10 protein-coding genes are annotated in these 14,847 nt (G+C 68.9%); 2 read left to right on the top strand and 8 right to left on the bottom strand.

Features of this window, described 5'->3' with window-relative positions; translation table 11 throughout:
* Positions 1-121: 121 nt before the first annotated feature.
* The 8 genes from tldD to JWQ90_RS04610 all read right to left on the bottom strand — a co-directional run bounded on the left by tldD (position 122) and on the right by JWQ90_RS04610 (position 12,773).
* The gene (gene tldD, locus JWQ90_RS04645; protein WP_299690102.1) at positions 122-1,564 is read right to left on the bottom strand and encodes a metalloprotease TldD; all 1,443 of its coding nucleotides are present in this window, start codon (positions 1,562-1,564) and stop codon (positions 122-124) included.
* A gap of 70 nt (positions 1,565-1,634) precedes the next feature.
* Complete coding sequence (locus JWQ90_RS04640) at positions 1,635-2,459, bottom strand: carbon-nitrogen hydrolase family protein (RefSeq protein ID WP_299690099.1); 825 nt, start codon at positions 2,457-2,459, stop codon at positions 1,635-1,637.
* A gap of 175 nt (positions 2,460-2,634) precedes the next feature.
* Positions 2,635-3,228 carry a phosphatase PAP2 family protein gene (locus JWQ90_RS04635; protein WP_299690096.1) on the bottom strand — a complete coding sequence of 198 codons (594 nt, stop codon included), beginning with the start codon at positions 3,226-3,228 and terminating at the stop codon, positions 2,635-2,637.
* Between the two features lie 45 nt (positions 3,229-3,273).
* Positions 3,274-7,185 carry a YhdP family protein gene (locus tag JWQ90_RS04630; protein WP_299690093.1) on the bottom strand — a complete coding sequence of 1,304 codons (3,912 nt, stop codon included), beginning with the start codon at positions 7,183-7,185 and terminating at the stop codon, positions 3,274-3,276.
* A 78-nt stretch (positions 7,186-7,263) separates the two neighbouring features.
* Positions 7,264-8,733, bottom strand: coding sequence for a ribonuclease G (gene rng / locus JWQ90_RS04625; protein ID WP_299690090.1), 1,470 nt, complete (start codon positions 8,731-8,733; stop codon positions 7,264-7,266).
* Positions 8,730-9,335: a nucleoside triphosphate pyrophosphatase gene (locus JWQ90_RS04620; protein WP_299690111.1), complete on the bottom strand. Its 606-nt coding sequence runs from the start codon at positions 9,333-9,335 to the stop codon at positions 8,730-8,732. Before JWQ90_RS04620 ends, rng begins: the two co-directional genes overlap by 4 nt.
* 52 nt (positions 9,336-9,387) lie before the next feature.
* Complete coding sequence (locus tag JWQ90_RS04615; protein ID WP_299690087.1) at positions 9,388-12,138, bottom strand: serine/threonine-protein kinase; 2,751 nt, start codon at positions 12,136-12,138, stop codon at positions 9,388-9,390.
* A 77-nt stretch (positions 12,139-12,215) separates the two neighbouring features.
* On the bottom strand, positions 12,216-12,773 hold the full coding sequence (locus JWQ90_RS04610) for an ECF-type sigma factor (RefSeq protein WP_299690084.1): 558 nt from the start codon (positions 12,771-12,773) through the stop codon (positions 12,216-12,218).
* A 108-nt stretch (positions 12,774-12,881) separates the two neighbouring features.
* Here JWQ90_RS04610 and JWQ90_RS04605 point away from each other — a divergent pair, with 108 nt between their 5' ends.
* Both JWQ90_RS04605 and JWQ90_RS04600 read left to right on the top strand, forming a co-directional pair.
* Positions 12,882-13,193, top strand: coding sequence for a rhodanese-like domain-containing protein (locus tag JWQ90_RS04605; RefSeq protein ID WP_299690081.1), 312 nt, complete (start codon positions 12,882-12,884; stop codon positions 13,191-13,193).
* A gap of 72 nt (positions 13,194-13,265) precedes the next feature.
* A complete protein-coding gene (locus JWQ90_RS04600; protein ID WP_299690078.1) occupies positions 13,266-14,690 on the top strand; it encodes a TolC family outer membrane protein in 1,425 nt (474 codons plus the stop codon).
* Positions 14,691-14,847: the final 157 nt, after the last annotated feature.

The following is a 14,847-nucleotide window of genomic DNA, read 5'->3' as shown; positions in this document are numbered from 1 at the left end:
CCCGCCCCCCGCCCACACCATTGGTTGGCCGGGCTCCCGCCCGACGCCGTCATCCGCGAGGTCGCCGACCAGACTGCAGACGCCGGCGCCCGCAGCCCGGACTCGAACCGCAAGCGGATCATCAGGCCTGGGTGCCGCCGACGGTGATGCTGTCGATCTTCAGGGTCGGCTGCCCAACGCCGACCGGCACGCTCTGGCCCTCCTTGCCGCAGACGCCGACACCGCCGTCGAGCTTCAGATCGGTGCCGACCATCGATACCGCGCGCATCGCCTCGGGCCCGTTGCCGATCAGGGTCGCGCCCTTGACCGGCCGCGTGATCCTGCCGTTCTCGATCAGATAAGCCTCGCTCGCCGAGAACACGAAATTGCCCGAGGTGATGTCGACCTGGCCGCCGCCGAAGTTCACCGCGTACAGGCCCTTCTCCACCGACTTGATGATCTCTTCCGGATCGTGCGGGCCGGCCAGCATGTAGGTATTGGTCATGCGCGGCATCACCAGGCTGGCGAAGGATTCGCGGCGGCCGTTGCCGGTGGATTCCACACCCATCAGGCGCGCGTTCAGGCTGTCCTGCAGATAGCCCTTCAGCACGCCGTTTTCGATCAGCGTGGTGCAGCGCGTCGGCGTGCCTTCGTCGTCCAGATTCAGCGAACCGCGGCGGCCCGGCAGCGTGCCGTCGTCGACGATCGTGCACAGCTCGCTGGCGACCTTCTGGCCGACGCGGCCGGAATACGCCGACGAGCCCTTGCGGTTGAAATCGCCTTCAAGGCCGTGGCCGACGGCCTCATGCAGCAGCACGCCGGGCCAGCCCGGGCCGAGTACGACGGGCATATTTCCAGCGGGCGCGGCGACCGCGTCGAGCAGCGCGATCGCCTGGCGCACCGCCTCGATCGCGTATTCCTCGGGATGCTTCGATCCGGCGAAATAATCCAGCGCGCTGCGGCCACCGCCGCCGACATGTGCCTGCTCGCGGCGGCCATTGGATTCGACGATCACGGTGACGTCCATGCGGATCAGCGGACGCACGTCGGCAGCGAGGCGGCCATCGGTGCTCGCCATCACCACCACTTCGTAGTTCATCGCCAGCGCGCACATCACCTGCTTGACCCGCGGATCGGCGGCGCGCGCGGCGACGTCGGCGCGGCGCAGCAGCTGCAGCTTCTCCGGCGTCGGCAAGGTGTCCAGCGGATTGATCGCCGGATACAGCGCCAGGCCGCTGCTTTCGGTCAGGGCGCGCATGCTGTGGCTGGCGCCGTGATCGACGATCGCGCGGGCCGCGGTGGCGGCGTCCTGCAGCGCGTCGAGGCGCAGCTCCTCGGTGTAGGCCAGGCCCTGGCGGTCACCGGATACCGCGCGCACGCCAACGCCCTGCTCGACGTTGTGGCTGCCGCTCTTGACGATGCCCTCTTCCAGCGACCAGTGCTCGCTCTTGCTGAACTGGAAGTACAGGTCGGCGGCGTCGATGCCCGGTTTCATCAGGCCGTCGAGGACACGATTCAGGCGCTGCTCGTCGAGTTCGGCGGGATTCAGCAAGGTAGCGCGGGCGACGTCGAGGGCGGTGCTCATGGAATCTCGGGTTTGAAGCGAATGTTCAGAATGGGGGCGAAAACGACGTGCTCAAGCGTCATGCCGCCGCTCACAGCCGCCGATGCTTCAGCGCGGGCAGCGTGGCGCGCACCTGGCGCAGCCGGTCGAAATCCAGGTCGGCCAGCACCACGCCGGGCGTATCTTCGCTACGCTCGGCCAGCACTACGCCCCAGGGATCGACGATCATCGAATGGCCCCAGGTCTTGCGGCCGGTGGCATGAACGCCGCACTGGCCCGGTGCGAGCACGAAGCACTGGTTCTCGATGGCGCGGGCGCGCAGCAATGGCTCCCAGTGCGCTTCGCCGGTCTTGTCGGTGAACGCGGCTGGCACGCACAGCAGCTCGGCGCCGCGCTGGGTCAGTGCGCGATACAACTCCGGAAAGCGCAGGTCGTAGCAGACCGTCAGCCCGAGCGCGCCAACCGCGGTCGGCACCACCACGTAGGCGGGCTCGCCGGCGGCGATGGTGTTGGATTCGCGGTAGCGCTCGACTCGGTCGCCGCGATCGACGTCGACATCGAACAGATGGATCTTGTCGTAGCGCGCGATGCGCCGGCCGGCGGCGTTGTAGACCAGCGACGCCGCATAGACGCGCGAATCATCGCTGGGCACCGCGACCGGCACGGTGCCGGCGATCACGGTGATGCCGAGTTCGCGCGCGGTCTGCGCGAGGAAATCCTGGATCGGGCCGCCGCCGTCGGATTCCGCCAGCGCCAGCTTGTCGACCTCGCGCGCGCCCATGAACGCGAAGTTCTCGGGCAGCGCGGCCAGCTTGGCGCCAGCGGCAGCGGCCTCGCCCAGCCAGTAACGCGCGGACGCCAGATTGGCGGCGAGGTCTGCGCCGGTGTTGAGCTGGATGGCTGCGACGATCGTCATGCCTGCGGGGCTCTCCAGTATCGGCCGGCGAACCCGGGCTGGGCCACCGACGCCTTCATCTTCTCACGGCCGGAGCCGAGCACTCGAATCATCGCCGAATGTAGGTCGGCAATCCCTTGCCGACGCGAGGCCCTCGCTACGCATCGACGGTACACGTCGGCAAGGGATTGCCGACCTACAGGCAGATCAGCGTCTTATACGGCAGCAGCATTCGCGCCACCTGGTGCAGCCAGCTTTCCAGCGTGAACACTTGATTCGGCATGGACAGCGCCACCAGCGCGACCACCAGCAGGATGCCGCCGGCCAGCAGGTAGGGCGGCCGCGCCCGGCCGCGATACAACAGGGCGAACACCGCCACCGCGATGCCGCCGATGGCCAGGCCAACAATCACTTCCCCGGGCGTATGCGCCTTGACCACCACCCGCGAGATGCCGATCAGCAGCACCCACAGCGCGGTGCCGACGCGGAACAGCCTGGCCCTCAGGCTGTGGCTGCCGGACATCGCCACCACGGTAAAGCCGCCGTAGGCGATGGCGGCGAAGGCGCTGTGCCCGCTCGGGCTGTGCACGTCGATCAGGCGCAGGTCGCAGGCGGCGAAATAGATCTTCGCCAGCGCGGTGACGATGCCGACGCCGGCGACGCAGCAGCACCACAGGAACGCTTCCCGCGTACCGGCGGCGTACCAGAGCCAGGCTGCGACCAGCAGCGCGAAAGGAGCCAGCAATACCATGGCGCCGAAATGCGTCACCACCACCATCAAATCAGTCACAGGGTTTCCGTAGACGGGAGCTTGACCGGCCCGGCGGCGCGCCGCTCATTCGGCACGCTTGACCTGCGGATTGTCCCAGCTGCCGGTGACGCGATAGGCCAGCTGGGTTACCTGGTCGAGCGGCTTGTCCAGCACTTCCTGGGCCACCAGCGCGATCACCGCGACAGCCGGGCCGCCGAGCAGCAGCGCACCCAGCGTCACCCCGCCCGAGACACCGGGATAGACGGTGATGCGCTGGTCGTAGTCGCGCGCGGCCAGGCCGACGCGGCCGCGCACGTCGATCTTCAGCGACGGCGATTCGATCCTCAGATCGTCGGTGCTGGCGTTGCCGTTGGCGGCATTGAAGCTGCCATGCACGTGGTCGAAGCCCAGGCCCTTGGACACCACGTCGCGAAAATCCAGCGTCAAACGCCGCGGCAGCGCGAACACGTTGAGCAGGCCGAGCACGCGGCCTGCTCCCGGCTCCACCGCGCTGAAACTGCCGCCGTCCATGTCCAGGCCGATGCGGCCCTGCGCCTGCGCCAGCTCGATGCCGGCCGCCGCCAGCGGCCAGGTCAGGTCGCCGTTGAAGCGGCCGCGCTTGGCGCTGACGTTGCGCGCGTAGCCGAAGCCTTCGAGCAGATCGCCGATGGTCCGGGTGTCCAGGTCGAACACCAGTTTCGCGGTCGACGCGCCGCCACGGCGCAGCCATTCGCCGCTGCCCTTGAGCTCGGTGTCGCCGCCAGTGGCCGACAGGACGCTGAGCTTCTGACCGCCGTCGATGCGCGCGGTGTTGACGCGCACATGGCCGAGGCTGGCATCGCCCAGGCGCAGGTTTTCGGCATCGATATCGAGCGCCGGCATGCGGCTCGGATCGACCGGATCGGCGGGCTTCGTGTCGGCGGCGGGCGGATCGGCCGCGAGTTTCGGCCGCGCCTTCACATTGAGCTTGCCGAAACGCGCGATCAGCGTCGTGCTGGGCGTTACGCTGGGCGTCGTGCCCGCTGCGCTGCCCGGCTGGATCTGCCAGTCGACCGTGCCCTGGGCATTGTCGCCGGTCAGGGTCGACGACCAGCCGCCGTTGGCCGCCGGCCGGTAGGCAAGCTGCACGCCACCGACGCTGTAGCCCTGGTAATGCAGCTGGTCGGCTTGCAGGTCGATCGATTGCAGGCGCAGGCCGTTGGCCGGACCGTCGCTCTGCACGCCTTCCGGCCGGGTCAGCGCGCTGGCCTGCAGATCGGCCTGCTCGCTGCCGCGGCGCAGGGTCGCGATCCAGTCGCCGAGATCGAGTTCGGCCACCGAGCCCTTGATGTGCACGCCCGCTTCGACCGGCACCGGGATCGGGCCCGGCCCCAGGTGCGCCAGCACGCGCTCGACCTGCAGTCCGGCAGCGCCGCCCTGACCCGCCATCAGCACGCCGACACCGAGCCGGTCGCCGTAGCTGGCGGTGATCAGCAGCGGCGCAGCGGTGTCGGGCGGCAGCGACACCGGCGCCGGCGCGCCGGCATTGCCGCCGATACGCAGCACCAGCGGCAGACTGTCGCCGGTCGGCTTGCCGATCGGCACCGGAAGGTCGACGTTGATGCCGCGCAGATCGCTGGACACCAGCAGACCGTCGGATTGCGGGCCGAGCACGATCTCGCCGCGGAAATGGCTGCCGCCGCTCAGATAAGGGCGCAGGAAGGCCGGCACGTAGCGCGACAGGCCGTCGCCGTCGCTTTGCAGCTGGTAGTCCAGATCGGCGGTCAGGCGGGTATTGCCCTGCTCCATCGGTGCCAGCGCGGCCGTTGCCGGCACGCCATAGAACGTGCCGCTGACGTTCTGCGCGCTGACGCCGGTGCCCGTGAACGCCAGTTCGCCGGCGAGCTCGCGAAACGGCTCGTCGATGCCGGTGTAGAGCAGATCCACGCCCTTGAGCCGGATGATGCCGTGGACCTCGGTATGCGCGACGTCGTGCAGCGGAATGGCCAGCTTGATCGCGACCGAGGCATTGCCGCTGCCTTGGGTCCGTGTGAGCAGACCGGACAGCCTTTTGGCCAACGGCGAGGCGCGCAGGAAGTCGTAGTAGCGCGAAACCTCGCCGTCGACTTCGGCGTCGATGGCGAGCACCGCATCCTTGAAGTCCGGGATGGTCGCGACCAGGTGTTCGACACGGTTGCCGGACAGCTTCCCCGTGTCGCTGGTGATGGTCAGCGCACCGGCGCGGAACTGCAGACGCGCAGCGACCTGCTCGGCTACCGGCCAGTCCGGCGAATACGCGAGCCGCGCATCGGCGACATCGAGATCGAGCTGGAAGCGGCCATCGCCGTCCTTGAACGGGAACTTCGCCAGCTCGCCCTCGATGGCCAGCTTGCCCTGCGACACGCGGCCGCTGACGATCGCGCGATCCAGCCAGTCGTGCAGGCTCTGCGGCCAGGTCACCGGCATATAGGGCTTGAGCCGGGTGGCGTCCCTGGCGGTGAAGCTCGCGGCCAGCCGGATCTCGGGCGAAGTATCGACCTGGGTCGGCAGCAACAGCTTCAGATCGCCCTGGCCCTGGGTGCCTTCGAGCTGCCAGGAGAACGCCGGCATGTTGATGCGCCAGCCTTGCGCGTCGTGCGTCCAGTCAAGAGCGCCATCGAGCTTGTCGAACAGCAGCGGCTGCGCGAAAACTTTCGACGCGCGCAGCTCGAAAGGCGCGGCCGAAACCGCCAGCCGGCCACCGGCCTCGGTCGCCGAGATCTCGCCTTTGAGCCCGGAAAAACCCGGGTGATCGTTGCCGCCATTGAAACCCAGGCCGTCGAGCTGCGCGCGCAGCGAGTAGGTCGGCGTGCTGGCGTCGATGCGCCCGCGGCCGACCAGGTTGCGCAGCTCGCCGGTCACGCCGGCGAGGCGCGCCGTCGACGGATCGTCGGCCAGCATCATCCACGGCGCGAGGTCCTGCAGGCGCAGGAAATCGGCGTCGGCCTGCAGCTCGCTGCCGCCTTCGCTGAGCGGCGTCCACTGCAGACGCAGACGCGTCGCCGGCCAGGGACCGGACGCGCCGCTGAGTTTGAGCCGCGGCACTTCCAGCGACCAGCTGTTGCCGCTGCGGCGCGCCGTGGCCGCCAGCTCGATGTCCTTGAGCTGCGCCAGCTTCTTGCCGCGCCGCGCGGCGATGCTGCTGGCCTTGAACTGCAGCTCGGCGCCGTCGACGCGGCCCTGATCGATCACGCCGCTGACGCTCAGGTCGGCGTCGGCGAACTTCAGCTGCGGCCGGCCGGGCAGGCGCGCCTCGAGCCAGGGCAGGCGCGCGAGCTTGTCCATCGACAGGCTCCAGCGGCCCTGCCAGGACTCCGGCTGGGCCGGGTCGCCGTTGATGCGGCCTTCAAACTCGGCGCTCTCGCCCATGAAACTCGGCAGCTCGACACTGGCGTCGAACGAGGCGCCGCCGATGCGCCGGCGCGCCTCGGCCTGCAGCAGATGGAACTTCGGCGTGCCGCCCTTGAGCCGGGCGTCGTCGAGCGTGATCGTGCAGTCCTCGAGCCGGATCGCGTCGAAGCGGCCGATATCGCGGCGCCAGTCGTGCTGGGTCTTGGCGCGGCCGGCGGTGTCCAGGCCGCGCAGATGCACCTGGTCGTTGGCATCGATCTCGACCACGACCTGCAGCCCGCCGAGTTCGATCTGGGTCGGGAAAGTGTCGCCGTGCAGCAGCCGCACCAGGCCGAAGCCGATGCGCAGCCGGTCCGCCGATAGCGCCGGAGTTTCGCCGTCGTCCGAATACAGAACGATGTCGTCCAGCTCAAGCTGCGGCCGCAGCCGGTACCAGACCAGCGCGACGCCGCCGATATCGATCGGCCGGTCCGCGACGCGCGAAACGTAGTCCGACAGCTGCTGGCGATAGCCGGGCAGCGACAGCACCGCCAGCTGGAACAGGCCGCTGGTCACTGCCGCGAGCACGACCAGGGACGCGAGCACGGTCACGCTCACGGTCCACCAACGGCGTTTGACCCGGTCCATCCGTCAGCAGTACCCACTAATCAAGGCAGCGTTCCGTCCATGGGACACGGCGCCGGCGGCATGAACGATGAACCAAGCTCACAGCGGCACGACGTCGAAGTTCTCCTGATGATAGGCGGGCTCGGCCTGGGTGCGGATTGGACGGTTCAACTGGGCTTCGAGTTCAGCCAGCCCCAGCGGCTGGTCCTCGTTCAGGCGCTGCACCACGTTCGGCGCCGCCAGCACCAGGAAGGCCTTGGCCTCGAACTGGCGCGCCGCGCGCTGCACTTCGCGCGCGATCTCATGGCACACCGTCTCGATGGTCTTGACCGCGCCGCGCCCTTCGCAGGTCGCACAGGGCTCGCACAGGATGTGCCCGAGCGACTCGCGTGTGCGCTTGCGCGTCATCTCGACCAGGCCCAGCGCCGAAAATGCATAGACCTGGGTGCGCGCCGGATCGCGCTTCAGCCCCGATTCCAGCGAGCGCAGCACCTGCGCGCGATGCTCGTCGTTACGCATGTCGATGAAGTCGAGAATGATGATGCCGCCGAGGTTGCGCAGCCGCAGCTGGCGCGCGATCGCCTGGCTCGCCTCGAGATTGGTCTTGAGGATCGTCTCCTCTAGATTGCGGTGCCCGGTGAACGCGCCGGTATTGACGTCGATCGTCGTCATCGCCTCGGTCTGGTCGATCACCAGATGACCGCCGGATTTCAGATCCACCTTGCGCGCCAGCGCGCGCTCGATGTCGTCCTCGACGCCAAACAGATCGAAGATCGGCGCCTGGCCGCAGTACAGCTGAACCTTGGACGCCACGTGCGGCACGAACTCGCGCGCGAACTGCTGCAGGCGCTCGAACTCGGCCGGGTTGTCGATGCGCACGCGCTCGACGTCGGTGCCGAGCAGATCGCGCAGGATGCGCATCGACAGCGGCAGGTCGCCGTGCACCAGCGTGCCGGGTGCTGCGGTGCGCGAGGTCGCGCTGACCGAGGCCCACAGGCGCAGCAGGAATTCCAGATCGCGGACCAGCGCTTCTTCGCTGGCGCCTTCGGCCGCGGTGCGCGCAATCAGGCCGAACTGCGGGCACAGCCGCTGCTGCGCGCGGCCGACCGCGGCCTTCAATCTGGCGCGCTCGTCTTCGTCCTCGATCCGCGCCGACACGCCGCTGTGCGGCTCGTAGGGCAGCAGCACCAGGTAGCGCGACGGGATCGACAGCAGCGTCGACAGGCGCGCGCCCTTGCTGCCGAGCGGGTCCTTGAGAATCTGCACCAGCACGTCCTGGCCTTCGCGCAGCAGCTGACCGATCGGCGGCTGCGGCGGCGGCTCGCCGTTGACCGTGGGCACCATCGGCATCATGTCGGCGACGTGCAGGAACGCGGTCCGCTCCAGCCCGATCTCGACGAACGCGGCCTGCATGCCGGGCAGCACGCGCTGTACGCAACCTTTATAGATATTGCCGACGAGGCCGTGGCGCGAGGCGCGCTGCACGTGGATCTCCTGCGCGGCGCCGCCTTCCACCAGCGCCACGCGGGTTTCCTGCGGGCCGATATTGACCAGGATCTCGGTGCTCATGCGGCCGGCTCCGGATGGATGCCGCACCGCGCCAGCAGCTCGCAGGTCTCCAGCAGCGGCAGGCCGACGACGCCGGTGTAGCTGCCACGGATCTCGCGCACCCAGCGCGCGGCGCCGCCCTGGATCGCGTAGGCGCCGGCCTTGTCGGCCGGCTCGCCGCTGTTCCAGTAGGCCAGCGCATCGGCCGGCGCGATGACACCGAAATGGACCTCGGTCACGGTCAACACCTGCAGGGTCTGCGTGCCGCTGACCATCGCGACCGCGGAACAGACCTGGTGACTGCGGCCGGACAGGCGGGCGAGCATCGCCAGCGCGTCGTCGCGACCCGAGGGCTTGCCGAGAATGCGGCCATCGACCGACACGTCGGTGTCGGCGCCGAGCACCGGCAGCGACGTCGGCGCACGCGCGGCGGCGGCGCGTGCCTTGCCCAGCGCCATGCGCGCGGCGAATGCGGGCGGTGACTCAGCCGGTTGCGGGGTTTCATCAACATCGGCCGGCTGGCAGGCGAAGCGGTAGCCGAGCGCGCGCAGCATCTCGACGCGCCTCGGCGAGCGCGACGCAAGATAGAACCGGGGAACCGCACTGCTGGCAGATGGAAGCATCACGTAACTATCGCATGCGTCCGGAAAACCGGGCAAAGCCGCCGCGGTCAGCTCACAGAGCCGGGCAGGCCGCTCGCTGGGCGTTGACGATGCGCTCGCAGGCCGCGCTGCGCATGCGCTGCATCGGCTCGCTGGTGTAGCCCTGCTGGCGCAGCGCGAGGTACAAGTCGTCGCCTCCGCTGATGTCGCCTTGCAGATAGCGCAGCTGCAACTGCAGCAGCCGTATGCCGACGTCGTGGTAGACCGCGGACAGCGGCTCGATCTGCTCCAGCGCGCTGCGCAGTGCCGGCGCGGATCGTGCGGAGTCGAGTTCCGCGCCGAGCTGCGCCACCATCAGCTGCGCCGCGCAACGCGACAGCCGTTCAACACTCGAGCCCTTGTCGGCTCCCCACAGGGCCAGCGACTGGTCGATGCTGCGCAAGGCCTGCACGGGATCGCGATCGACGACCCAACCTTGCTGAGCACTGCGGACCAGCGCGTCGGCGTATCCGCGGCGCCAGCGCGGCCGCGACGGGTCGGCCCGGTACACCGCACGGAAGTTCGTCAAGGCGCTGTCCAGCAGGCGCCGGACCAGGCCGGCATGGCCGAGCAGTGCTTCGATGTCGGCGGCGCCCGCGAGCGCCACCGCGTATTCGTAGCGCCACTCGACGTTGCTGCCGTCGCGCTGGATCAGGCGCTCGCCGATGGCGCGGGCCTCGCGCAGTTGCGCCTGCGCCGCGTCGAGCCGGCCGGTTTCGCCGTCGATGCCGGCATCGGCGACCAGCATGCGCAACTGCCAGATCAGGATGTCGAAATTGTCGGGGTCGGCCGCCACCAGCGAGCGCCCGATGGCCAGCGCCGCGGACGAGGCCGCCTTGGCCTCGACATAGCGTCCGAGCGCGCGCTGGCAGTGCGCGATGAAGCGCAGCGCGCGCGCCAGCCCCAGCCGGTGCGTCGGCAGATCGACGCCGCGGGCGATCAGCGCGCGCTCGATATCGGCCGCGGCGTGAAAGTGCTTCAGCGCGGCGGCGAAGTCCGTCTGCTGGAAGTCGATGAAGCCGAGGTTGTCTTCGACGCGCCCCAGCTGTCCCTGCCAGTCGGGATGATCGGGGTCGATCGCCAGCAGTTTCTGCAGCAGCGAGCGGCATTGCTCGAAGCGGCGCCGCGCCAGATCCGATTCGCCGGCGGACTGGGCGGCAATGCCGGCGAAGGAGTTGATGCTGAACATCTCCTGCAGCACAGCCGGCTCCTGCGGATAGCGCGCCAGCACTTGCTCGCCCTGCGCCAGCGCGGCGTCGAACTGCTGCAGCGCTTCCGGCAGGCGGCCCTGCAGCTGGCGGATGTAGGCCAGCTGCTTCAGCGCCGCGGCTTGCGAGATCTGCGCAGGCGACGGCGCCTCGGCCAGCGAGGCCGCATGCTGGAAATACGACTGCACCTGGTCGATCACCGCGTCGAGCAGGTCGAGGCGGCCGAGCGGCTTGAGCTTGTCCGGAAGATCGCCGAGCATGAAATTGATCAGCTGGTCGGCCTGGGCGCGCCGCGTACTGGCCTCGGCGCTCGCCAGCCGCGCCGCGCGCGCCTGCCACAGCGCCACGCTCAGCCCGGCCGTCAGCGCCACCAGGATCGTCGCGGCCACGCCCAGCGCCAGCCGGTTGCGGCGCAGGTACTTGCCGAGGCGATAGCCGAGGCTGTCGGGCACCGCGCGGATCGGCTCGTCGCGCAGATGGGCCTGCAGATCGGCGGCCAGCGCCGGCACCGAGGGATAGCGCTGCGCCGGCGATTTCTTCAGCGCCGTCGCGACGATCGTATCGAGATCACCCCGCAGGCTCGCGCGCAGTTGGCCGGGTGTCGCCGAGCGCAGCGCGGCCCGTGACCGCGCCTGCTCCGGGGTTTCACCGGCGACCCGCGCCTGGCTGGGCGGTGGAGGTTCGATCTCCAGCACTTGCCGCTCGGCCTGGCTCGCGGTCACGCCGGCCACGCCGTAAGGCCGGCATCCGCTGAGCAGCTGGTACAGGATCACGCCCAGCGCGTAGACGTCGGTCGCGGTCGTGATCGCCATGCCGAGCACCTGTTCGGGCGCGGCGAACTCCGGTGTCAACGCGCGGCCGCCGAGCCGCGTCAGCTCGGTCTGGTGGGCCTCGCCCGCTTCGTCCAGCACCAGCTTGGCGATGCCGAAGTCGAGCAGCTTCACATGGCCGTCAGCGCTGACCAGGATGTTGGTCGGCTTGAGGTCGCGATGCACCACCAGGTGCGCATGGGCGTGCACCACCGCGTCGCAGACTTGCAGGAACAGCCGCAAGCGCGCGCGGATATCGAGCCGGTGCTGATCGCACCAGAGGTCGATGCGCTCGCCCTCGACGTACTCGATCGCCAGGTACAGCTGGCCGCTAGCCAGCGCGCCGGCGTCCAGCAGCCGGGCAACGTTGGCGTGGCTCAGCTCGCCGAGGATGCGGCCCTCGCGGATGAAGCGCTCGCGCACCGACGACTGCACCAGGTGCCGGTGCAGCAGCTTGAGCGCGACGGGCGTTTCGAACAGGCCGTCGGCGCGACGCGCCAGCCAGACTTCGCCCATGCCGCCGCTACCGAGCGCACGTTCGAGACGATAGGCGCCAAGCAGCTGGCCCGGCTGCAGCGCCGGCTCGTCGTCCAGGCCGGGCGTCGGGCCGGTGCTGCCGAGGCCGAGAAAACCCGCGGAAGCGGCCTCGCCGTCCGCCCGCAGCAGCGTGCACAGCCGCGGATACAGCGCCGGCTCCGCGCCGCGCAGCCGTTCGATTTCGTCCGCACGATCCTTGCCCTGCAGCGCCAGCAGCCTTTCGAACAACATGAAAGCCGCCTGCCAGTCGCTCCGCGATCCCTCCACCCTGTCTCCTTCGCGGTCGCCGCGGCCGGGGCTCCGGCGGCTCAGCGCTCGTGCAGCGCCCGGAACAGAAAGGCCCGCGCCTTCTGCCATTCGCGCTTGACGGTGGCCGGCGACAGCTCCAGCAGCTCGGCCACTTCTTCCACCGACAGGCCGGCAAAATAGCGCAGCTCGACGACCTGGTGGCAGCGCTCGTCGATCTGCTTGAGTTCGTGCATGGCTGCGTCGAGCGCCTCGACGTCGACCGCCTCGTCGGCCTGGTTCGGCTGCAGGCTGGTCACCAGGGTCACCTGGACCTGGTCGCCGCCGCGCTTGGCCGAGGAACGGCGGCGCGCCTCGTCGACGATGATGCTGCGCATGATCGTCGCGGCGTAGGCGTAGAAGCTGCGGCGGTCGCCGTCCTGCAGCCCGGCGCCCTGGGTGATGCGCAGATAGGTCTCGTGAACCAGGCCGACCGTGTCCAGATCGGTGAACGTGGATTCGCGCGCCAGCTTGGAGCGCGCCAGGCGGCACAGCTCGGCATAAACGCGGGCGAACAGCTCGTTGCGCGCATCCGCCTGCCCCAGCCGGACCTGATCGAGCAGCACCGTGATTTCGCCCATCGCCCCCGCCTACCGCGCCGCCGGAAAGCCGACGATACGATCATAGCCACCCCGGCAAGGGCTTGGGAATGAGATACTGCAAAACTTGTCTGGACGATTCTGATACCAATGCGCACCCTCAGCCCCAACGACTTCAAGACCCTGGTTGCCGGAGGCGCCGTGCTGCTCGACGTGCGCCTGCCCGAAGAGCTGGCGATCGCCGCGCTGCCGGGCGCGGTCAATATTCCACTGAATGATCTGCCCGAGCGCATCGGCGAGTTAAACCCTAAAGCCCCGATCGCCGTCTTATGCCATCACGGCGTCCGCAGCGAGCGGGCGGCGCGCTTCCTGGAACGCAGCGGCTTTGGCGATGTCTCCCATCTCGCGGGCGGTATCGACGCCTGGTCGCTGGAGATCGACGAGAGCGTGCCGAGGTACTAGGAGCCGCTCCGCTTCAGGCCTGTGGGGGCCGCCGGACTTTCTATATTTGTGGATTTGTGGGGGAGATGAAGCATGCGTTTGTCACTGTTCGCGGCCGCGGCGCTGGGCCTGGCGCCGGGCCTGGCGTCTGCAAATGAATTGCTCAATGTGTATTCGCTGGCGGTCGCCCACGACACCCAGATCGCGACCGCCGGCTATGCCCGCGATGCGGCGCTGGAAAGCCGGCCGCAGGCGCGCGCCGCGCTGCTGCCGCTGATCAACGGCACGTATACCTACAGCAAGGGCCGCTCCAAGGGCGAGTCGAGCCAGAGTTCGGAGACGACGGTCGACGAGGATGGCGACAACCAGCCGGACATCGACCCGCTTACCGGCGAGGTGAAACTGATCCCAATCACCATCAGCCGCGACTTCAACACCAACGACACCAATCGCAACCTCAGCGTCAACCTGACCCAGCCGATCTTCAACTGGGCTGCGTTCATGCAGTATTCCAAATCCGCCGACCAGCTCGCGCTGGCCCAGGCGACGTACCGCTCGGCCGAGCAGAACCTGATGCTGCGCGCTGCCAAGGCCTACTTCGACTACCTCGCCGCCAACGACGACCTGCGCTACACCGGCGCGCAGAAAGCCTCGCTGGAGCGTCAGCTGGAGCAGGCCAAGAAGCGCTTCGAAGTCGGCCTGTCCGCGGTCACCGACGTGCAGGAAGCCCAGGCGAGCTACGACCTGGTGCTGGCCAACGTGATCGCCGCCGACCAGAAGCTCGCCGCCGCCCGCGAAGCGCTGCTCGAAGTCACCGGCCAGCAGGACGCCAGGCTGGTGCCGCTGCAGGACGAGATCCCGCTGCCCGGCCCGCAGCCCGAGAACGTCGAGGCCTGGCTGGGCCAGGCGCGCGAAAACAACTTCGATCTGGCGATCGCGCGCATCAATCAGGCGCTGGCCGGCCACGACGTGTCGATCGCCAGGGCCGGCCACTATCCGACCCTGAACCTGGTCGGTGCGTACACCGACAGCGACCAGAGCAGCAAGGAGCGCAGCGCCGACGTCGGTGACTTCTCGCAGAACAGCAAGGGGCCGAGCGTCGGCCTGCAGCTCAGCGTGCCGATCTTCAGCGGCTTCCTGGTGCAGTCGCAGACGCGCCAGGCGCAGAGCGTCGAGCAGCAGCGCCAGTCGGAAGTCGAAGGCAGCCTGCGCAGCGTGTCGCGCACCACGCGCGATGCCTACCTGGGCGTGCTGTCCGGTTCGGCGCGGGTGCGCGCGCTGAAGCAGGCGGTGGTATCCAACCAGACCGCGTTGCAGGCCAGCGAGACCGGCCTGGAAGTCGGCACGCGCACCACAGTCGACGTACTCAACGCGCAGAGCCTGCTGTACAGCGCGCAGCGCGACTACGCCCGCGCCCGCTACGATTATCTGATTGCGATCCTGACCCTGAAGTCCGCGTCAGGGCGGCTGACGCAGGCCGATCTCGGCGAGATCGATCAGCTGCTGATCAGCGGGTAATCTGCGGTCTCGCGGCGCGCCACTGCCGTTCATCCGCCGTACAGCTACGCCTATTTTCAGATCTTTTTGATCTTTTACCGTTCGTCCAATCCCCGGCTACGCCGGGGTTTTTGTTTCCGGCCACGGGCGGATCGCGCCTCATCGTAAACACCGTTGG

It is taken from the genome of Hydrocarboniphaga sp. (genome assembly GCF_028291725.1).
GTDB lineage: Bacteria > Pseudomonadota > Gammaproteobacteria > Nevskiales > Nevskiaceae > Hydrocarboniphaga.
This window is presented reverse-complemented; position numbering and strand designations above follow the sequence as displayed.